This is a genomic window from Amycolatopsis ultiminotia (assembly GCF_039536925.1).
GTDB classification, from domain to species: domain Bacteria; phylum Actinomycetota; class Actinomycetes; order Mycobacteriales; family Pseudonocardiaceae; genus Amycolatopsis; species Amycolatopsis ultiminotia.
The window spans coordinates 172,940-191,052 of record NZ_BAAAZN010000013.1; the positions used below are offsets into that span (position 1 = coordinate 172,940).

An 18,113-nucleotide genomic window follows, 5' to 3' on the forward strand; every position below is an offset into this window, starting at 1 on the left:
TCGGCGGTTACGGCTCCACCTCCTCGGCTCTTCGCGGGTAACGGGTGTGCAGCAGGCCGCGGCAGAGCCCGGCGTTGCCCTCGATGCCGACCCGGACGGCCTTGGCGAATCGCAGCCTCGTGGCCACCCGATCGGCGGTGACCGGGCCGCCGTCGTCCCCGACCAGCAGGGGCGCCGCCGGATCGGTCGGCAGCCCCAGGTCCGCGCGGCGGCGCAGCAGGCTCCGGCGCTCCGGCGAGTCCGGCACGTCGCCGAGGCTGCCCGCGCCGAGTGCGTCGACCTGCCAGCCCTGTTCGACCAGCTTGCGCACCGCCAGCTCCAGGCAGGCGAGGTGCGCCTTGCGGCGGAACGTCTCCCGCAGCTCGGTCAGCTCGCCGCCGGCCTGTCCGGGGAACACGCCGCCGAACCCGGCCGAGGCCGCCACGCCCGCGTTGATCTCCTCGGCGGCGAAGTGGTCCTCCAGCACGATGTCCACCGCATCCACCGACGGCAGCGCGAGCACGGCGTCGTGCGCATCGGCCACCATCAGGCAGGCGAAATTGGGTGCGCAGAAGGAGGTGGGCAGCCGCAGCCGTACCGAGACCTCGTGCCCGCGGTCCTCGCGCAGCCGCACCTCGATGCCTGCGACGAAGCCGAGTTCGGTGATCGGTTCGTCGAGTTCCGGATCGGTCACCGTCGCCAGCGCGCGCCGGACCCGGCTGGTCAGGGTTTCCCTGGTCGCCGCGGTCATGCGGACACCTTCGGCACCGGGCCGGGCGCCGCGGCCGGCTCCGGCGACAGCCCGGCGATGACCTCCGCGGGCACCTCGATGTCGTACAGCCTCGCCGCGTTCAGCCCGAGGATCTTCTTCTTGATCTCCGGGGTGAGCGTGCCGTACTCGGCTTGCATGTCCGCCGGGATCTGGAAGTCCACAAAGGACTCGACGAGCCATTTCGGCTGCCAGATCGCGTAATCGCTCGCGAAAGTGATCCGGTTCTCGTCCAGCCAGTACAGCAGTTCCCCGATGATCTGCGCAAAGTACCGCGGCCTGCTGTGGATGAACGGCATGGCGACCGCGAGCCCGCCGTAGACGTTCGGCTCCTGCGTGGCGATCCAGCAGAAGTCCTCCAGCCGCGGCAGCCCGACGTGCTCGATCACGAAGGTCAGGTTCGGGAAGGCGCCGGCCGCGTCGTCGACGTCGGCCACGTCGAACGCGTCACGGTTGAGCGGGTAGATCGTCGGGCCCTTGTGCACGTGCACGATGCGGATGCCCAGCTGCTCGCACTTGTCCAGGTACCGGTAGACCCACGGGTCGGACAGCTTCCAGCCCTTCGAATCGCCCTTCCACTCCGCGGTGTAGAGCTTCACGCCCTGCAGGTGCCAGCGCTGTGCCAGTGCTTCCAGCTTTTCCAGTCCGGCTTCGCCCTCGCGCGGGTCGAACGTCCCGTTGACGATGAAGCGGCCGGGATGGTGCTCGGCGACCGCGCCGTCCTGTTCGGTAGTGTTGAAGCCGTTGACGAAGAAATCGTTCAGGCAGGTCGGCTGGAAGATGGCCTTGTCCACGTAGCCTGCGGTGAACAGGTCGTGCATCAGGTCGTCCTCGGTGTACTTGCCGAACTTCTCCGGCGGCCACTGCCATTGCGCCGGGCTGAGGTTGCGGTGGTAGTCGTAGAAGCACTCGATGAAGCCCTTGCCGTACCGGTTCGCCTGGTTGGCCGGGCTGCCGTCCCAGAAGTGCACGTGGCTGTCGACGATGAAGTAGCTCTCGCCGTCCTTGCGGTACATGGGGATCCTTCTTCCTCGAACGGGGGCACCGGGCCGGGACGGCGGGTACCGTCCCGGCCGGTCCCCCGGGCAGAACCGGGGCGAGCGGCTACTCGACCGGTTCGAGATCGAAGTCGATGTACTCGGCGGCGTCCTCCGGATTGGCGAACAGGATCGTCTCGTCGTCCAGGTGCACCATGCGGCCGTAGTGGGTGGACATGATCTCCTCGAAGTCGGGCTGGCCGAACTCGAAGCCGATCGCCTCGGAGATCTCGTCCCAGCCGAAGACGATCCGGTTGCGCCCGTCCACCCGGATCATCGACGGGTACTCGGCGACGGTCACCCCCGGCTTGCCGCGCATCACCTCGGCCACCACGTAGCCGTTCTGGTTGTTCATCAGGGTCACGCCGCACATGTTGGAAGCGGTGCGGTCGACGGTGTACTGCTTGCTCGAGGTCATGCCAGGCCCTTCGGCTCGTCGAGGGAGAGTTCGGACAGCAGCGTGCGCAGGCCGTTCACCGACGCGTCCCAGGACTCGGCGAAGGTGACCACCTTCTCCTGCGGCTGCGACCAGATCGGCTGCAGTTCCCGCGCCGCGTGCGCGGCCACCGGGACCCACTTGTCCAGCCAGCCGCCCAGTACCTGCTTGTTGTGCGCGGAATGCGTCTCGTCGCCGGTGAGCATGCCGAACAGCGTGCGGGTGTAGGAGCGATCCCGTTCGTAGTCGTGTTCGCCCGCACCGACCAGCGTCGGGGTGACGTAGTCGCCGTTGCGGGCCGACACCTGCATCACCAGGTGACTGCGGAACAGCACGCCGACCAGTGCCTCGAACACCACGTTCGCGGCGAACAGCGATTCCGCCCAGTCCCCGATCGCGGTGAGCCGCTCGACCGCCTCGCGCACGCCCTGCCACACCGGGTCCTGGTGCCACACCGAACGGTGCACCGAACCGTCGAAGGCGAGCTCCGACTCGGTCAGGTCCAGGTTGTACAGCGCGAGGTCCTGGGCGAAGCGGAGCTTGTGCGCGGTGTTCACCGCGATCGCGTTGTTGATCATGTTCGTGGGCGCGGACCGCTGCTCCGAGCAGAACACGTGCATGCCCAGCCCGTGCTCGGCATGCATCCAGGCGCCGAGATGCCGTTCCACGAACCGGACCCAGCTGCCCGCCCAGTTCCGGTAGGCCCCCGCCTTCTTCGCGTTTTCCAGGTTCAGCTGGATCTGCCGGACGACGTTGGAGTTGTTCCGGTAGATGGTCTGTTCCCACTCCTCGTTCGGATCGAGGAAGCGGTGCCAGTCCGAGGACTTGAGTTCGGTCCAGTCCTTCGGGTAGCCGCCGGGGCCGTCCGCGAAGCCGTAGATCCAGCCCTGCGAGAGGTGCCGCTCCGGATCCGGCTGCACGTCGAAGGTGACGTCCTCGTACACCGTTGCACGCATCTTGCGCGGCTTGAAGTAGTTGTAGCTGCGGCTTTTCGAGCTCGGGAACTCCTGCAGCCCTGCCTCGGCGCCGGTGAACTCCGGCTTGGGGAAACTGGGTGCGGGATTTTCGGTGCTGACCATGAGCAGACCTCTTTCGGATGGCGGCCGGGACGGGGCGCTACTGTCCGGCGGCGGCCGTGGTGGTGAACTTGTCGTAGAAGACCCGGTCGCCGGGGACGCCGAGGTTCTCCAGCAGGGGCAGCGCGGCGTCCACCATCGGCGGCGGGCCGCACAGGTACACGTCGCATTCGGCGAGCGCGGGCTCGCACCGTTCGAGCACCTCGGTGACCAGACCGGCTTCCCCCGCCCAGCCCGCCGGCGCGTCCTGCGACAGGCACGGGACGAAGCGGAAACCCGGCAGCTGCCGCGCGAGCCGCGCCATCTCTTCGAGGTGGAACAGATCGCGTTCGGTACGGGCGCCGTAGTAGTAGACGGCCTCCCGTTCGTTGCCGCTCTCGGCCATCTGCCGCAGCAGCGCGAGGATCGGCGACATCCCGGCGCCGCCGCCGACGAACACCAGCCGCCGGTCCGACGCCGAGCGGAGGGTGAACGTGCCGTACGGGCCGGTCAGCTCCAGCGGATCGCCGGGGGAGAGCACGCCCTCGAGCAGACCGGAGAACCTCCCGCCGGGGTAGCGCTTGATGATGAACTCGAGCAGCCCGCCCGCCGCGGACACGTTGGCCATCGAGAACGACCGGTGCTCGTCGGTGCCCGGGATCCGGATGTCCACGTACTGGCCGGGGTGGAACCGCAGGCCGGGCTCGCGCAGCCGCAGCCGCACGAGGGAGATGTCGTGCGTCAGCGGCTCGATCGACTCGACCGTGGTGGCTGCGGTGCACACCGGCAGCCCGGACCGGATCATGTCCTCGTCGTAGTTGACCAGCTCGATTTCGAGGTCGGAGTAGGCGTGCCCGCGGCACAGCAGCACGTACCCCTCCTCGCTCTCGTAGTCGGCCAGCGCGAACGTGGAGTACCGGTCCATCTGCAGGTCGCCCTCGAGCAGGAAGGACTTGCACGCCGAGCACTGCCCTTCCTTGCAGCCGTGCATCAGCATCACGCCTTGGCGGAAGGCCGCGTTGAGGATCGTCTCGTCCTCGTCGGCCTCGATGTCGATGCCGACGGGTTCGAACCGGATCTGGTGCTTGTCGCCCATGGACGCCGCTCCTGGGTAGGGGCCCCGCCGGGCCGCCCGGTGGTGCGGGCGGCCCGGCGGGAACCGGGTGGGTGCGGCCTCAGGCCGGGGTCACGTTCGGGTTGGCCCGGTAGGCGGCGATGTGCGCCTCGCGCTCGGCGTCGGACATCTTGTTCAGCGCGACGTTCGGACTGGCGAAGGTGATGCCGCGGACGTCGTCGAGCGTCCACAGCTTCTTCGGGTCGTCCAGGTCGAGGTGCGGCTGCGGGACGAGGGTCTTCCCGTCGTCGCGGACGTACCCGAGATCGCTGACGATGTCGGCCAGGTCCATCCCGTCGTAGAGGGTCTCCCATTCGCGCTTGCCGGTGAGCCTGCCCATGTTCGGGGTGGCGCGGCCCTCGTACGCACCGCGGAAGGCGGTGGTGTCGGTCCAGGCGCAGGTCTCCGAACAGTAGGTGCGCCACTGCCCGTCGACCTTGTCCACCACGGTGTCCTCGCGGATCAGGCACGGCACCATGCAGGTCCAGCAGCGGTGCGGGTACTCGTAGCCGACGTCCTCGAACGCGATCGGCTTGTTCCGGCCCGGGTAGCGCAGCCGGTTGTAGGCCTCCCACCACCGGCCGAACTCGTTGTACCAGCCGGGGTACTTCGATTCGAACCATTCGAAGTCGGTGTCGGTCATCGGGTCGATCCGCCAGTAGTTGACCGGCCAGCCGGTGGCGAAGAACTGCGCGACGCGGTGCACGTAGTGCTTGTTGATGATCCGGTCCCACGCCTGCTCGACCAGGTCGTGCGGGATCTTCAGGCCGTACTTCTCCAGCGGGATCAGGTAACTGCGGTAGTAGTCGTCGTAGATCCACCGCCGCCACATCTCGGCGTAGCTGTCGCGGTCCTTGCGGCGGTCCTTCGTGCCGTACTCGATGAAGGTGCCGATCGCGGCGTCGACCACACAGTGGTTGTTCCACCAGGCGTACCGCAGATCGCGCTCCAGCAACTGCCGGTTGTCCTCGTCGGCCAGCGCCATCAGCAGAATGGAGTAACCGTTGCTGATGTGCCGTGACTCGTCGGACTGCACCGAGTGGAACACGGTCGGCAGCAGGTAGTCGCCGTTCGCCGCGGCCTCCGAGGGCATGGCGACGAACAGGGTGTTGGTGAAGGCGGTCTCGGCCACCACGGTGAGGTAGATGTTGGCCGCGGTGATCGCGTCGCCGGTGATGAACCCTTCACCGAACTGCCGTCCGATGGTGCCGGCGTAGTTGTTCGAGAACGCCTTCTCGGTGATGTCGAACCCGGCCGGGTCGATGTAGTGGTTCATGTAGAGGCGTTTGAGATTCATCTGAATGGTCGAATGCCGGACCTCGTCGATCATCTGCACCGCGAGACCGTTGTGCACCTCCGGGTTGGGCACCGCGTCGATGGCCATCGGCATCGCGCGGGCGGCGGAGATCTCCGGGAACGGGATGATCGAGAGGAACAGCTTCTGCCACTCCATCCAGCGTTGCTGGACCTGGCGGAACATGTTGCCGCGGATCGCGCCGTCCATCGCGCCGAACACGCGGTTGTCCTTTTCCTCCTCCATCGGGAAGTAGGACCGGAGGATCTGCTTGAGCGGATCCTTCTTGGGGGCCTTGTCGAACTTGTAGTCCGTGCCGAACCTCTTCGCGGGGGTCGCGAACGTCGGTTCCCACGACAGTTCGGTGATCTTCTTGTGCGCCTTGCTCAGGCTTTGTCGACTCACGCCGTAACCTCCAGCTCGGATGCAGGTCATGACAGCGCGTGCCGGGTGTGATGGCGGTCTCAATTTGAGACAACCGGCGGCGGGCGGTCCGGTTATGGTTGCCGGGACACGACGTCGTGGGCCGGCCGAGGGCGCGCGACGTCCGGACGCCGGGAGGTGGGGCAGTGACCGATTCCGCCGGCTCCCGTTCGCGAGCGGACGGGCTCGCCACGGCGAGGGAACGGTTCCTCTGCACCGAGGAGGTGGATTCCGCCAGTGTGCGCACCACGATCCTCGCTTCGTGGTGGCGCTCGCGCACGCACCGGGTCGCCGCGGACCACGTGCACACACCGTTCGTGGCCGATCCGGACCCGGAGACGCCGCTGGCGCGCAGCGCGGGGCCGGTGCTCGACGGGCTCCAGGACAAGCTGAGCGATCTCGCGGTGAGCGTGGTGCTCACCGACGACAGTTCGCTGGTGCTGGAACGCCGCACCGAGGACCGCTCGCTCGAACGCTATCTGGACCGGGTGCAGCTGGCGCCGGGGTTCAGCTATGCGGAGGAGTTCGTGGGCACCAACGGGATCGGCACCGCGCTGGAGGGCCGTCAGGCCACCGCGGTGTTCGGGCACGAGCACTACGCGGAGAACCTGGACTCGCTCGCCTGCGCCGGCGTGCCGATCCGGCATCCGGTGTCCGGGCAGGTGCTCGGGCTGCTCGACCTGACCTGCTGGCGCAAGGACGCGGGGCCGCTGCTGCTGGCGCTGGCCAAGGCGACCGCGCACGACATCGAAACCGAACTGACCAACCAGGTGGGGCTGCGTGAGCTGAGCCTGTTCTCCGCCTACCTGCGGGCGTGCCGGCGGGGGCAGGGCATCGTGCTCGCGGTCAACAGCGATCTGGTGATGCTCAACGACCACGCCCGGCAGCTGCTGGCGCCGGCGGACCAGGCCGCGCTGCTGGCCCGCGCCGTCGACGCGCTGGGTTCGGACGCCGACCGGTCGCTGTCGATGGACCTGCCCAGCGGTGCCAGGGCCCGGTTGTCCTACAGCCCGGTGTCCAGCGACGTCGGCCCGGCAGGCGGGGTGGTGCGGGCGCGGCTGCTGCAGGAACCGGAGGTGCTGGCCGCGCAGTCCGGCGGGCGGCAGCCGGGGCTGCCGGGGCTGGTCGGCCGCGGGGCGCTGTGGACCCGGGCGTGTCACGCGATCGGCCGCTACGCACGCGATCGCCGGTGGACGGTGACCGAGGGCGAACCGGGCAGCGGGAAGCTCGCGCTGGCCAGGGCGGCGCATGCGGCGGTCGAGGTGGGTGCCCCGTGCGAGGTGGTGGAATGCGCCGGTACGGCACCGGGGGCGTGGGAGCCGCCGGTGCGCCGTGCGCTGCGCGAGGGACCCGGCACGGTGGTGTTCCGGCATCTGGATCTGCTTCCCCGCGCGCAGCAACGGGCACTGGCCGCAGTGCTGGACGAAGCACGCGACGACGCCCGCGTGTGGGGAGTGGCGACCGTGGCCGAGGGCGGCCAGGAGGAGCTGGACGCGGATCTGATGCGGCACTTCCCCGCGTCGGTCGTGGTGCCCCCGCTGCGCCACCACGTCGAGGACGTCCGTGCCCTCATCCCGTTCCTGTTGTCGCAGCTGGGCAAAGGTCCGCTGCTGCACTGCTCGCCTGCCGCGCTGCAGCTGCTGCTGCGTTCGGAGTGGCCGGGCAACGTCACCCAGCTGCGCGAGGTGCTGCGGAAGGTGGTGTACGTCCGGCGGGCCGGGGTGATCGAGCCGGAGGACCTGCCGCCGGAGTGCCGCACCGTGGTCAAGCGGGTGCTGAACCCGCTGGAGTCACTGGAACGGGACGCGATCGTGCGCAGCCTCGTGGACGCGGACGGCAACAAGTCCCGCGCCGCGCACGCACTCGGCATGTCCAGGGCCACCATCTACCGCAAGATCCGCGACTACGGCATCGACATCCGGTCGTGACGGCAGGGAAGGCAGGACGATGATCGAGCTCAGCGGCGCGCCCGGCGTTGCACTGGTGCGCATCCCCGCCACCGGCGCGCCGGACGGCCCGGCCCGGATCGCCGCGGCCGTGCGGTACTTGGGCGGGGGGTACGCGATCGTGCTGACCGGATCAGGCCCAGCCGCACCGGCAGAACAGCTGGCCGACGCGGTCTTCGCGATCGCCCGGCATCCGCGGCCGGTGGTGGCCGCGTTCGAGGGCGACGTACTGGGTGCGGGCTACGCCCTCGCCGCGGCCGCCGCCGTCCGGGTGATGGCCGGTGGCCGGCTGGGGCTGGGCCGCTCGTTCGCGCTGCCGCGACCGGTGGAGGACCTGCTGCGTGCGCACGCCGGGCCGCACTGGGCACGGATCCGGGCCGGGCACACCTTCGGCCCGGAAGCCGCGTTCGCCGCCGGGCTCGTCGAGACCTGGTGTGCGCCGGAGGACCTCCTGGCCACGGCGATCGCGAAGGCCGCACTGTCGACTGTCCAGGCCTGCTGAGCCGGTTCGTCGAAGTCCCTGCAGACCCGGCGCCGCTTTCCGGCGGTTCGATCTCCCTCCGCGGGAACCGCGAGATCGGGTACCGCGCTGCCCAGGTGCTGCCTGCTCGGCCCGGCAGACGGCAACCTTCCGCGTCACTGGCTCGTCGAGGACAGTGGAACCCGGGAGAGGGAGGGCCGGATGAGAATTCTCGCGCTGGTGATCGCGGTGGCGGCGGTGGCGTCCGCATGTGCCGGCCCGGAAGCGGGCGCCCGGGTCGAGGTACCCGAGGTGTCGGGCCCTGCTCCGTCACCGGCGACCACGTCTGTGGCACCGCCGCCTCCGCCGTGCGCGGTGACCACGGGGGCCTGCGCGAGCCTGTCCCTGCGCCTGGCGTGGCTGCTGCGGGACGGGACGGTCGTGCACGGACCGGTCCCGATGGAGCCGGGCGACGCTGTGCAGCCGACCCCGGTGGGCACGTTCAGGGTGTCGTGGAAGGACAAAGTCCACCGAAGCAGCGAGTACGGCGACGACATGCCTGATTCGGTCTTCTTCGCACCCGGCGGCGTCGCCTTCCACGCAGGCCCGCTGGACAGCCCGTCGCACGGCTGCATCCACTTGACGGCCGCCGACGCCACGGCCTTCTTCGACCACCTCCCGGTGGGCTCGGCAGTGGAGGTGCACGCGTAGGGACGGGGCCGACGGGCTGGTGTGCGGAGCCGGGCGGGCCCGGCGACACGGCAGGCCCGGCCGGCTCCGGAGACTAGGAGTGCCGCAGGATCGCGCCGAAGCCGTCGGGCAGCGGAAGGCGTTCGTCCATCACCACCACATCCGCGCCGGTGGCGACCGCGGCGTAGGGCAGGGCTTCGTCCGCGCGGTGCCGGGACGGTTCGGGCACGCCGAGTGCGTCCAGCCGGGTGCCGTCGGTGCCCACCTGGGCCGGTTCCGGTCCGGTGAACACCACTGCGTCACCGGGTTCGCCGATCAGCAGCGTCGCCACGCTCGCCTCCGACAGCGCGGCGGTCACGCCGGTGAGCCCGGACACCGCGAGGCCCGATTCCCGGCCGGTTTCGGCGCGGAACCGTTCGGCGAGGTCGTCGAGATCGGTGAGATGGCGGCTCAGCAGCAACTCGGTGACCTGGCTGCCGAGCTCGTCGGAGGATTCCGTGCGCGAGCTGCCTTCCACCGTCGTGGTGATGCGGCGGACCGATTCGGGCAGCAGGTCCTGCAGGGCCGACCTCGTCTGCACTTCGCCTGCGAGGACCACGATCTCCGCACCGATGCGTCCGGCCGCCTTGCCCACCGCGTCCGCGATCTTCGCCAGGTTCTGCTTGGCGGTCTCCTCCGTGCGGTTCTGCAGATCCTTGTGCGCGGTGCCACCGCCGCGCACGGTGTGCACCGGATGGTCGCTGCCGCTGACGGTTTCGGTGTGCGTGCCGTGCCGGCTGTGCCGGGTGATCTCCGCGCCGACCGAATCGGCGACGACGACCACGTGCGGCGGCCACTCGGCCTCGTGACTGGCCAGCGGGACCAGGTAGGGCAGTGCGGAGTAGCGCACGATCAGCTCGGGTGGCGGCGCGGTCAGCCGGTGGTCGAGCAGCACCGTGCCCTGTGCCGCGATGAGGCTCCGGCCGCTTTCGCCGACCGGGGGCGGGGCGTCCTCGATCGCCCGCACGAGGGCGTCGACCGTCTCCGCGTCCGCGCCCTGATCCGCCAGTGCGGTGGTGATTTCCTTGATGCGCAACCGAAGTTGCTTGTCGGAGTCCTCGCTGTGGTGGGAGTCGTCGAAGTGCACCGACGCGAACGGCCCGTGCGCCGAGGTCAGCTCTCCGAACGCATGTGCGTCCATGAGGGACTCTCCTTTCCGTTGCCTGGCAACGAATACCCAGCTGTGGCCGGACTAATCCCGTAGTGCGCCCGCCACTGCGGCGGCGACGTCCGGGTGGCCGAGCGGCAGGGGAGCGGGCACCTGGTCGCGGGCGCCGCCGGTGCTGTGCGCGATCACCCGCACGTCGGTGCCTTCGTCGTGCAGTGCGGCGAGCCGGTCGCGGTGCACGTCCATCCAGTCCGCGTCGGCATCGGCGGCCCGGCCCGCCTCGAGGAACCCTTCCGCCGCCGGGTCCACCAGCAGGATCCGCCGGACGGCGCCGGGATGGCGTTCGGCGAGCCCGAGCGCTTCGCCCGCCAGCGGACCGCTCGCCACGATGTCGGCCGACGACTCTCCGGAACCGCCGCCGAGCAGATCCTCGGCCTCGCCGAGTGCGCCTTCAGTCGGTTCCCGGCACCACGCGACACGCCGGTCGCCGGTCAGCGGCCGCCAGGTCGCCGGGAGTTCGCCGTGTTTGCCGAGGCCCGCCGGATCGAGCACGATCAGCTGGGGGCCCGCCACGCCTGCGGTGACCACGGCGGGACCTTCGGCGCGCCGGGGATCGGTCGGATCGGACACCGGAATCTCCTTTCCGGACAGGGATTTTCCGTCAGCCGCGCAGATGCGGCAGCTCCGGGGTGCCGGTGTCGAGCGGCACCGCCGGGCCCCGGACGAGGCCCAGCTGGACAGTGGGGCGGCGGGTCAGCAGGGCGAGCAGCCAGCCCGCCACGGTGCGCACCCGGTTGCCGGGCATGGCCAGCAGGTGGTAGGCGCGGGTGAGCGCCTTCGCCGGGAGCCCGGACAGCGGGATGTGCAGCGGATTCGCCGCCGCCCGGCCCGCGCCGAGGTCGACCACGAACCCGAGGTCGTGGTGCCGGTAGGCGCGCGGACTGCCGTGGCCCAGCGAGGCCGCGACGTTGCGGCCGGCGAGTTTCCCTTGCCGCTGCGCATGTTGCGCGGTCATCGCGGTGACCGAACCGGGCTTGGTGAGGTCCGGCACCGCCGCCGCGTCACCGCAGGCGAACACCTCCGGCAGGCCGGGGACGCCCAGCTGCGTGGTCACCACGATCCGGCCGTGGTCGGTCTCCAGCCCGAGATCCGACACGAGCGGATCGGGCCGGACGCCGACGCACCACACCAGCGTGCGGGTCGGCACCTGTGCCCCGGAGGTCAGCGTGACACCGTGCACGCCGGCCTCGTCGACCGAGGTGCCCATCAGCACCTCGACCCCGCGTGCACGCAGCACCTCGTCGGCAGTGCGGCCGAGCCGTTCGGCGAGTTCGGGCAGCACCCGCTTCTTGACGTCCAGCAACAGCCAGCGGATCGGCTGCCCGGCCAGCTCCGGATGCCGGGCAGCGAGCGCGGCGGTGAACGCCGGGCCCTGCGCGGCCACTTCGGTGCCGGTGTAGCCGGCACCGACCACGACGAACGTGCAGCGCGCGTTCCGTTCGTCGGGATCGCTCGCGGCGGCGGCGAGTTCGATCTGCCGCGTGATGTGATCGCGCAGGTACAACGCCTCGGGCACGCCGCGGAAGCCGTGCGCGTATTCTGCGACGCCGGGAATCGGCAGCAGCTTGTTCACGCTGCCCGCGGCGAGCACGAGACGGTCGTAGGGGAGGTGCACTTCGTGGTCCTCGGGGTCGGTGTAGTGCACGATCCGGCCCTGGGTGTCCACTGAGGTCACCGTGCCGAGTGCGAGCCGGGCACCCGGCAGGGTGTCCGGAATGGACACCGTGATGGTGCGGGGGTCGAGGATCCCGGCAGCGACCTCGGGCAGCAGTGGCAGGTAGAGGAAGTAGTCGGTGGGGTTGACCACGACCACCTCGGCCTCCCCGCGCACGGTTCCCAGCAGTTCCTTCGCGGCGTGGTAGCCGGCGAAACCGCCTCCGACGATCACGACCCGCATCGGATTCCTCCTCCCACGTCCGGGCTCAGCCTTCCGGCTGCCCGATGTTGACCATCCACGAAATACCGAACCGGTCGGTGCAGGAGCCGAATTCGTCGCCCCACATCTGCTTCTCCAGCGGAACCGCCACCGCGCCGCCTTCCACGAGCTTCGCCCAGTAACCCCGCAGCAGATCGCCTTCGTCGCCGCTCAGGCTGATCGAGATGTTCGTGCCCGGCTGGTGTTCCATGCCCGGCGGCGTGTCCGCGGCCATCAGCGTGAACCCGTTGTCGGTCTCCAGCATGGCGTGCATGATCCGGTCCGCGTAACCGCCGTCGGCCGGGGCGCCGGCTTCGCCGAAGGTGTTCAGCGCGAGGTCGCCGCCGAACACGCTGTGGTAGAACTCCATCGCCGCGCGGGCGTCGTCCCGGAAGCTCAGGTACGGGTTGAGACGGGCAGTCATCGGATCCTCCTCGGGTCGACGAGCGGAACCGAATCCTCGCAGATCAACAGGGGTGCGACAACGCGCGGCCGCCCGCACGGGCGACCCTCGGCACGGTTGCGTCCGGCTGCGCTCACGCGCCGCTCCGCCGGATGCGCAACCGGATGACGATCAGTATTCCGAGCAGCCCGGCGGCCATCGGCAGCGGATTCGCGCGGACCGCGTCCGCGCCCGAGCGGAACTTCTCCGCCGCGGAGCTGCCTGCCTTGTCCGCGATCGTGGCCTGCGCGTGGTCGAGTTTCGCGTCGATACCCTCGTGCAGCCGCGTTTTCACGTCCAGCTTGCCGCTGAGCGCTTCCAGCGTTTCGGTGAGTTCTTGGCGGGTGACGTCGCGGTCCGCGCGGGCTTCCTCGGCGTCGCGGGGGAAATCCTTGGCTGAGCCGGTCACGAGTGCACCCCCTGTTTCGCGGTTTCCACGTCGGCGCGGACGCCCTCGATGGCTTCTTCCGGTAGCGGCGGGGATGCGCCGGCGATCTTCGCGCGGCCGAGCAGGCCTGCCGCGCCCGCGATCACGAACAGCGCGCCGGCCACGACCAGCGCGGCCGCCCAGCCGGGCAGCACGAGTGCCAGCGCCAGCACCGCGGCGGCCACCAGCACGGCGCCGCCCGCCAGCGCGAGCAGCCCGGCGGCGCCGGCCATCCCGGCGCCGAGGCCCATCCGCTTTCCCTTGTCCCGCAGCTCGAATCCGGCCAGCCGCAGTTCGTCGCGGATCAGCCTGCGGCCCTGATCGCTCAGCTGCGACACCAGATCGCTCGCGGATTGTCCGCCTGCCGGGTCCGGCTGGACCTCGTCGTGGCGCACGAGGCACCTCCTCGTCCTGGAAACGTGCTCGTGCCACCGGGTACCCGGCACCGGCCTGCTCAATCCCGCCCGCCGGGTCAGGCTTCGTCGGTGAGCTTCCCGCGCAGCTGTTCCAGGGTCTGCGACAGCAGCCGGGAGACGTGCATCTGGGAGACGCCGACGCGATCGGCGATCTGGGTCTGGGTGAGCCCGCCGAAGAACCGCATCACCAGGATCGCGCGTTCGCGCCGCGGCAGTTCGTCGAGCAGGGGCTGCAGCACCTCGTGGTTTTCGATGTGCTCGAGTTCGACGTCGTCCTCGCCGAGGGTGTCGGCGAGCGAGAGCGGTTCCGCCTCGTCGTGCACCGGCCGGTCGACCGAGAGGGTCTGGTAGGCATTGCCCGCGATCAGTCCTTCGTGGACCTCGGTCAGCTCCAGCCCGAGGTGCTCGGCCAGCTCGCTGGGCGTCGGGGCGCGGCCGAGGGACTGCGACAGTGCGGCCGAGCCCTGGCTGAGCGACAGGTGCAGCTCCTTGAGCCGGCGCGGAACCCGGACCGACCATCCGGTGTCGCGGAAGTACCGGCGGATCTCGCCCATGATGGTCGGCACGCCGAAGGACAGGAAGTCCGGCCCGCGATCGGGGGTGAACCGGTCGATCGCGTTGATCAGGCCGATCCTGGCCACCTGTACCAGGTCCTCACGGGGTTCGCCACGGCCGGTGAACCGGGTGGCGATGTGCTCGGCCACCGGCAGGAACTCGGTCACCAGCCGTTCGCGCAGCCGAGCCCGGCCCGGATCGTCCGCGGGCAGCGCGGCGAGCTGCTCGAACAGCGGTGCCGTGTGCGCGTACTCGTCCCGGCGTCGGGCGGTCGGCGGTGGGGTCACCAGGCGGCCCCCGGACTCAGATCGAGTTCGATGTAGAGCCGGTAGGCGCCACCGGAATCCGGCTCGCACCGCGCCGAGACGCCGGTGGCCAGCGTGCTCAGCACGTGCCAGCCGAAGCTGCGGTCGCTCGGCGGCTGCGAGTGCCGGGTCCGCGCGTCCACGGCGAGGCGGATGTTCTCCGGACCGGCCTGGAACCGGCAGTTCATCGCGGCACCCGGTTCGGCCGTGCCGACCAGCTGCGCACAGGCTTCGTCGACCGCCATCTTGACGTCGGCGATCGCGTCCAGTGCGTAGTCGGACCTGGCCGCCACTGCCTGCGCCAGCATGCGCACGAGCGGGATGTGGTTGGTGTCCGCGGGCAGCCGGAGCTCGATCACGTCGTCAAGCGGCCTGCTGTCCGCGGGCAGCTCGCTCAGCGGCGAGCCGCCGGGTGCCTCGTCGTCCATGTGTGCCGCATACCCGTTCGGCGGACGGCTGACACGTCGGTTCACCCGGCCTGCGCAAGTTGCGGAATGCGCCCGCCGGCCACGACCGCCTCGACCTGGCGCGGGGAGAGCCGGTGCCGGAGCCGGTAGCGGCGTTCGCGCGTGGTGTTGCGCACGAGAACCTCGGATCCGGCGGCGAGGCAGCCGGGCAGCTCGGTGAACTCGAGCATGTCGCCTGCTTCGACGTCCTGGTAGTCCGCTTCGTCGGTGAATTCGAGGGCGAGCACGCCGAAGTTCGCCAGGTTCTGCCAGTGGATCCGGGCGAACGACAGTGCGAGCACCGCGCGCAGCCCCAGGTACCGGGCGGTGATCGCGGCGTGCTCACGCGAGGAGCCCTGCCCGTAGTTGCGCCCGGCGACCACGAAGTGATCGCCGGTCTCGCCGGCCCGGCGCGGGTAGTCCTCGTCGATCCGGGTGAAGGTGAACTCGGCGAGCTTCGGCAGGTTGGAGCGCAGCGGCAGGGCGCGGGCACCGGCGGGGGAGATCTCGTCGGTGGACACGTCGTCGCCGAGTTTCAGCAGCACCGGAGCGCTCAGGTCGGCGGGCAGCCCGGTGAAATCGGGCAGCCCGGAGATGTTCGGCCCCTTGTCCAGCTCCGTGCGGGCGGCCTGTTCCGGCGGCAACGGCGCGGTCACGACGTCGTCGAGCACCGCGGGCCGGTCCGGCTCCGCGGGTGCCCGCCAGGCGAGGTCGTGCTCCTTGGCGAACTCACGCGGATCGGTGATCTTCCCGGTCACCGCGGACGCGGCCGCGGTTTCCGGCGAGCACAGCCACACCGAGTCGTCCGGAGTCCCGGAGCGGCCCGGGAAGTTGCGGGGGAACGTGCGCAGCGAGTTGCGGCCGGGTGCCGGTGCCTGGCCCATGCCGATGCAGCCGAGACAGCCAGCCTGGTGGATGCGCGCGCCGGCGCGGAGCAGGTCGGTGACGTGGCCCGCGTGCGTGAGGTCCACCAGTGTCTGCCGGGACGTCGGGTTCACGTCGAAGCTGACCGTGCCCGCCACCTGCCGGCCCTGCACCAGGGAAGCCGCCACCGCGAAGTCACGGAAGCCGGGGTTGGCCGAAGACCCGATCACCACCTGGTCGACCGGGGTGCCTGCGACCTCGCGCACTGCCACCACGTTCCCCGGCGACGACGGGCGCGCGACGAGCGGTTCCAGCGCGGTGAGGTCGATCTCGTCGGTCACGTCGTAGTCCGCGCCGGAATCCGCGGCCAGTTCGCGGAAATCGTCCGCACGGCCCTGGTCTCGCAGGAATGCCCGCACCGCGTCGTCGGCGGGGAACACGGTCGCGGTCGCACCGAGCTCCGCGCCCATGTTCGCGATCACGTGGCGGTCCATTGCGGACAGCCCGCGCAGACCGGGACCGTGGTATTCGATGATCCGGTGCACGCCGCCGCGGACGCCGTGCCTGCGCAGCATTTCGAGCACCACGTCCTTGGCCGACACCCACTCCGGCAGGTCCCCGGTCAGCCGGATCCCCCAGATTTCCGGCATCCGCAGGTACAGCGGCTGCCCGGCGATGGCGAGCGCGACCTCCAGCCCGCCGACGCCGACGGCCAGCATGCCCAGCGATCCGGCGGCACAGGTGTGCGAGTCCGATCCGGCGAGCGTGCTGCCCGGCACACCGAAGCGCTGCATATGCGTCGGATGCGAAACCCCGTTGCCGGCACGGGAAAACCACAGTCCGAACCGGCGGCAGGCGGAACGCAGGTAGGCATGGTCCTCGGCGTTCTTCTCGTCGGCCTGCAGCAGGTTGTGGTCGACGTACTGCGCGCTGAGCCGGGTCTTCGCCCGGTCCAGCCGGAGTGCTTCGAGCTCCTGCATGACCAGCGTGCCGGTCGCGTCCTGGGTGAGCGTCTGGTCGATCCGCAGCGCGATTTCCTCGCCCGGCACCGGGTTTCCGGAGATCAGGTGCTCGTCGATCAGCTTGCCGGCCAGTGTCCGTGCGCCACTCATACCGGCGCGGTTACCCGGCGCGGGTCCCGGGTAACCGCGCCGGACCGGAGAGGAGTGCAGATGCGCATCGGCTACACCCTGATGACCGAACAGGCCGGGCCCGCCGAACTGGTCCGGCACGCGGCGGCGGCCGAGGCCGCCGGCTTCGACTTCGAGGTCAGCAGTGACCACTACGCACCATGGCTCGCCGAGCAGGGCCACGCGCCCTATGCCTGGAGCGTGCTCGGGGCGGTGACCCAGGTGACCGAGCGCGTGGAGCTGATGACCTACGTAACCTGTCCGACGCTCCGCTACCACCCGGCCGTGGTGGCGCAGAAGGCGGCGACCGTCCAGCTGTTGTCCGGTGGCCGGTTCACCCTCGGCCTCGGTTCGGGGGAGAACCTCAACGAGCACGTCGTCGGGCGCGGCTGGCCCGCGGTGACCGTGCGGCACGAAATGCTCGCCGAGGCGGTGCAGATCATCGGCGGACTGTTCGACGGCGGGCCCTTCACCTACGCAGGCGAGCATTTCCGGGTGGACTCGGCGAAGCTGTGGGATCTGCCGGAGCAGCGGGTGCCGATCGGCGTGGCGGTGTCCGGGCCGCAGTCGGTCCGCCGGTTCGCCCCGGTGGCGGACGCGATGATCGCGGTGCAGCCGGACGCCTCGCTGTGCGCGGACTGGGACGCCACCCGGCTCGGTCCGCCGACGCGCAAGATCGCACAGCTGCCGGTGTCCTGGGACCGCGACCGGGATGCCGCGATCCGCCGCGCGCACGAGCAGTTCCGCTGGTTCTCCGGCGGCTGGAAGGTGAATTCGGAACTGCCGGGGGTCGCCGGGTTCGCCGCTGCGACCAAGGCGGTGACCGAGGACGACGTCGCTGCCGGGATTCCGTGCGGTCCGGAGGTGGAGCCGATCGCCGGCGCCGTGCGGAGGTTTGCCGACGCCGGGTTCACCGACGTCGCTCTGGTGCAGATCGGCGGCGACCGGCAGGACGAATTCTTCGGGTTCGCGGAGAAGGAGCTGTTGCCCGCGCTCAGTCAGTGATCGCCGATACCAGCAGCTCCGGCGCGGTGCGCGGGGCGAAATGTTGTTGCCCTGCCAGGATCCGCACTTCCGCGGCGAGCTGCTCGGCGAAGCGGCGATCTGGGCAGCGGAGGCGCCGAGGGCTTCCCGGTAGCAGAGCGTGACCACCGCGTCCGGGTCGTCGCCAAGGTCACGGAGCCCTTCGGGGATCCGCGTCGC

Annotated in this window: 19 protein-coding genes; 4 read left to right on the forward strand and 15 right to left on the reverse strand. The window is 70.3% G+C overall.

Annotation, left to right across the window (positions count from 1 at the left end; genetic code table 11):
* Positions 1-7: 7 nt before the first annotated feature.
* From ABD793_RS27705 to ABD793_RS27730, 6 genes are all read right to left on the reverse strand, one after another.
* Positions 8-730 (reverse strand): iron-sulfur cluster assembly protein, encoded by a 723-nt coding sequence (locus ABD793_RS27705; RefSeq protein ID WP_344865160.1) that lies wholly within the window; start codon positions 728-730, stop codon positions 8-10.
* On the reverse strand, positions 727-1,764 hold the full coding sequence (locus ABD793_RS27710) for an amidohydrolase family protein (RefSeq protein ID WP_344865162.1): 1,038 nt from the start codon (positions 1,762-1,764) through the stop codon (positions 727-729). Before ABD793_RS27710 ends, ABD793_RS27705 begins: the two co-directional genes overlap by 4 nt.
* An 88-nt stretch (positions 1,765-1,852) precedes the next feature.
* Positions 1,853-2,203, reverse strand: a complete 351-nt coding sequence (gene mimD, locus ABD793_RS27715) for a propane 2-monooxygenase effector subunit MimD (protein WP_344865164.1) — start codon at positions 2,201-2,203, stop codon at positions 1,853-1,855.
* Positions 2,200-3,300 carry an aromatic/alkene monooxygenase hydroxylase subunit beta gene (locus ABD793_RS27720; protein WP_344865166.1) on the reverse strand — a complete coding sequence of 367 codons (1,101 nt, stop codon included), beginning with the start codon at positions 3,298-3,300 and terminating at the stop codon, positions 2,200-2,202. Before ABD793_RS27720 ends, mimD begins: the two co-directional genes overlap by 4 nt.
* Before the next feature lie 37 nt (positions 3,301-3,337).
* Positions 3,338-4,372, reverse strand: coding sequence for an FAD-binding oxidoreductase (locus ABD793_RS27725; protein ID WP_344865168.1), 1,035 nt, complete (start codon positions 4,370-4,372; stop codon positions 3,338-3,340).
* Positions 4,373-4,451: 79 nt separating this feature from the next.
* Complete coding sequence (locus ABD793_RS27730) at positions 4,452-6,089, reverse strand: ferritin family protein (protein ID WP_344865170.1); 1,638 nt, start codon at positions 6,087-6,089, stop codon at positions 4,452-4,454.
* Between the two features lie 164 nt (positions 6,090-6,253).
* Between ABD793_RS27730 and ABD793_RS27735 the strand changes: the two genes are divergently transcribed.
* The 3 genes from ABD793_RS27735 to ABD793_RS27745 all read left to right on the forward strand — a co-directional run bounded on the left by ABD793_RS27735 (position 6,254) and on the right by ABD793_RS27745 (position 9,224).
* On the forward strand, positions 6,254-8,035 hold the full coding sequence (locus ABD793_RS27735) for a sigma-54-dependent Fis family transcriptional regulator (protein ID WP_344865172.1): 1,782 nt from the start codon (positions 6,254-6,256) through the stop codon (positions 8,033-8,035).
* A gap of 19 nt (positions 8,036-8,054) precedes the next feature.
* Positions 8,055-8,555, forward strand: a complete 501-nt coding sequence (locus ABD793_RS27740) for a hypothetical protein (RefSeq protein ID WP_344865174.1) — start codon at positions 8,055-8,057, stop codon at positions 8,553-8,555.
* Positions 8,556-8,735: 180 nt separating this feature from the next.
* Positions 8,736-9,224, forward strand: coding sequence for a L,D-transpeptidase (locus ABD793_RS27745; protein ID WP_344865176.1), 489 nt, complete (start codon positions 8,736-8,738; stop codon positions 9,222-9,224).
* Between the two features lie 73 nt (positions 9,225-9,297).
* Here the strand turns inward: ABD793_RS27745 and ABD793_RS27750 are convergent, their stop codons facing one another.
* The 9 genes from ABD793_RS27750 to ABD793_RS27790 all read right to left on the reverse strand — a co-directional run bounded on the left by ABD793_RS27750 (position 9,298) and on the right by ABD793_RS27790 (position 16,892).
* Entirely contained in the window at positions 9,298-10,383 is a 1,086-nt protein-coding gene (locus ABD793_RS27750; RefSeq protein ID WP_344865178.1) for an Rv2629 family ribosome hibernation factor, read from the reverse strand.
* A gap of 51 nt (positions 10,384-10,434) precedes the next feature.
* Complete coding sequence (locus ABD793_RS27755) at positions 10,435-10,980, reverse strand: hypothetical protein (protein WP_344865180.1); 546 nt, start codon at positions 10,978-10,980, stop codon at positions 10,435-10,437.
* 31 nt (positions 10,981-11,011) lie between these two features.
* Positions 11,012-12,307 carry an NAD(P)/FAD-dependent oxidoreductase gene (locus tag ABD793_RS27760; protein ID WP_344865182.1) on the reverse strand — a complete coding sequence of 432 codons (1,296 nt, stop codon included), beginning with the start codon at positions 12,305-12,307 and terminating at the stop codon, positions 11,012-11,014.
* Positions 12,308-12,332: 25 nt separating this feature from the next.
* Complete coding sequence (locus ABD793_RS27765) at positions 12,333-12,749, reverse strand: VOC family protein (RefSeq protein ID WP_344865184.1); 417 nt, start codon at positions 12,747-12,749, stop codon at positions 12,333-12,335.
* A gap of 112 nt (positions 12,750-12,861) precedes the next feature.
* A complete protein-coding gene (locus ABD793_RS27770; RefSeq protein ID WP_344865186.1) occupies positions 12,862-13,176 on the reverse strand; it encodes a DUF3618 domain-containing protein in 315 nt (104 codons plus the stop codon).
* Positions 13,173-13,589: a phage holin family protein gene (locus ABD793_RS27775; RefSeq protein ID WP_344865188.1), complete on the reverse strand. Its 417-nt coding sequence runs from the start codon at positions 13,587-13,589 to the stop codon at positions 13,173-13,175. The genes ABD793_RS27770 and ABD793_RS27775 overlap by 4 nt, the downstream gene beginning before the upstream one ends.
* Positions 13,590-13,666: 77 nt before the next feature.
* Positions 13,667-14,452: a SigB/SigF/SigG family RNA polymerase sigma factor gene (locus ABD793_RS27780; protein ID WP_344865190.1), complete on the reverse strand. Its 786-nt coding sequence runs from the start codon at positions 14,450-14,452 to the stop codon at positions 13,667-13,669.
* On the reverse strand, positions 14,449-14,898 hold the full coding sequence (locus tag ABD793_RS27785; protein ID WP_344865192.1) for an ATP-binding protein: 450 nt from the start codon (positions 14,896-14,898) through the stop codon (positions 14,449-14,451). Before ABD793_RS27785 ends, ABD793_RS27780 begins: the two co-directional genes overlap by 4 nt.
* 41 nt (positions 14,899-14,939) lie before the next feature.
* Complete coding sequence (locus tag ABD793_RS27790) at positions 14,940-16,892, reverse strand: aconitate hydratase (RefSeq protein WP_344865194.1); 1,953 nt, start codon at positions 16,890-16,892, stop codon at positions 14,940-14,942.
* A 60-nt stretch (positions 16,893-16,952) separates the two neighbouring features.
* Here ABD793_RS27790 and ABD793_RS27795 point away from each other — a divergent pair, with 60 nt between their 5' ends.
* Positions 16,953-17,915, forward strand: a complete 963-nt coding sequence (locus ABD793_RS27795; protein ID WP_344865196.1) for a TIGR03557 family F420-dependent LLM class oxidoreductase — start codon at positions 16,953-16,955, stop codon at positions 17,913-17,915.
* Positions 17,916-18,113 lie beyond the last annotated feature (198 nt).

Excerpts from the sequence above, each read along its gene's own strand:
- ABD793_RS27705 (WP_344865160.1), bottom strand. The coding sequence starts at position 730 with ATGACCGCGGCGACCAGGGAAACCCTGACCAGCCGGGTCCGGCGCGCG.
- ABD793_RS27710 (WP_344865162.1), bottom strand. The coding sequence starts at position 1,764 with ATGTACCGCAAGGACGGCGAGAGCTACTTCATCGTCGACAGCCACGTG.
- mimD (WP_344865164.1), bottom strand. The coding sequence starts at position 2,203 with ATGACCTCGAGCAAGCAGTACACCGTCGACCGCACCGCTTCCAACATG.
- ABD793_RS27720 (WP_344865166.1), bottom strand. The coding sequence starts at position 3,300 with ATGGTCAGCACCGAAAATCCCGCACCCAGTTTCCCCAAGCCGGAGTTC.
- ABD793_RS27725 (WP_344865168.1), bottom strand. The coding sequence starts at position 4,372 with ATGGGCGACAAGCACCAGATCCGGTTCGAACCCGTCGGCATCGACATC.
- ABD793_RS27740 (WP_344865174.1), top strand. The coding sequence starts at position 8,055 with ATGATCGAGCTCAGCGGCGCGCCCGGCGTTGCACTGGTGCGCATCCCC.
- ABD793_RS27745 (WP_344865176.1), top strand. The coding sequence starts at position 8,736 with ATGAGAATTCTCGCGCTGGTGATCGCGGTGGCGGCGGTGGCGTCCGCA.
- ABD793_RS27750 (WP_344865178.1), bottom strand. The coding sequence starts at position 10,383 with ATGGACGCACATGCGTTCGGAGAGCTGACCTCGGCGCACGGGCCGTTC.
- ABD793_RS27760 (WP_344865182.1), bottom strand. The coding sequence starts at position 12,307 with ATGCGGGTCGTGATCGTCGGAGGCGGTTTCGCCGGCTACCACGCCGCG.
- ABD793_RS27765 (WP_344865184.1), bottom strand. The coding sequence starts at position 12,749 with ATGACTGCCCGTCTCAACCCGTACCTGAGCTTCCGGGACGACGCCCGC.
- ABD793_RS27785 (WP_344865192.1), bottom strand. The coding sequence starts at position 14,898 with ATGGACGACGAGGCACCCGGCGGCTCGCCGCTGAGCGAGCTGCCCGCG.
- ABD793_RS27790 (WP_344865194.1), bottom strand. The coding sequence starts at position 16,892 with ATGAGTGGCGCACGGACACTGGCCGGCAAGCTGATCGACGAGCACCTG.
- ABD793_RS27795 (WP_344865196.1), top strand. The coding sequence starts at position 16,953 with ATGCGCATCGGCTACACCCTGATGACCGAACAGGCCGGGCCCGCCGAA.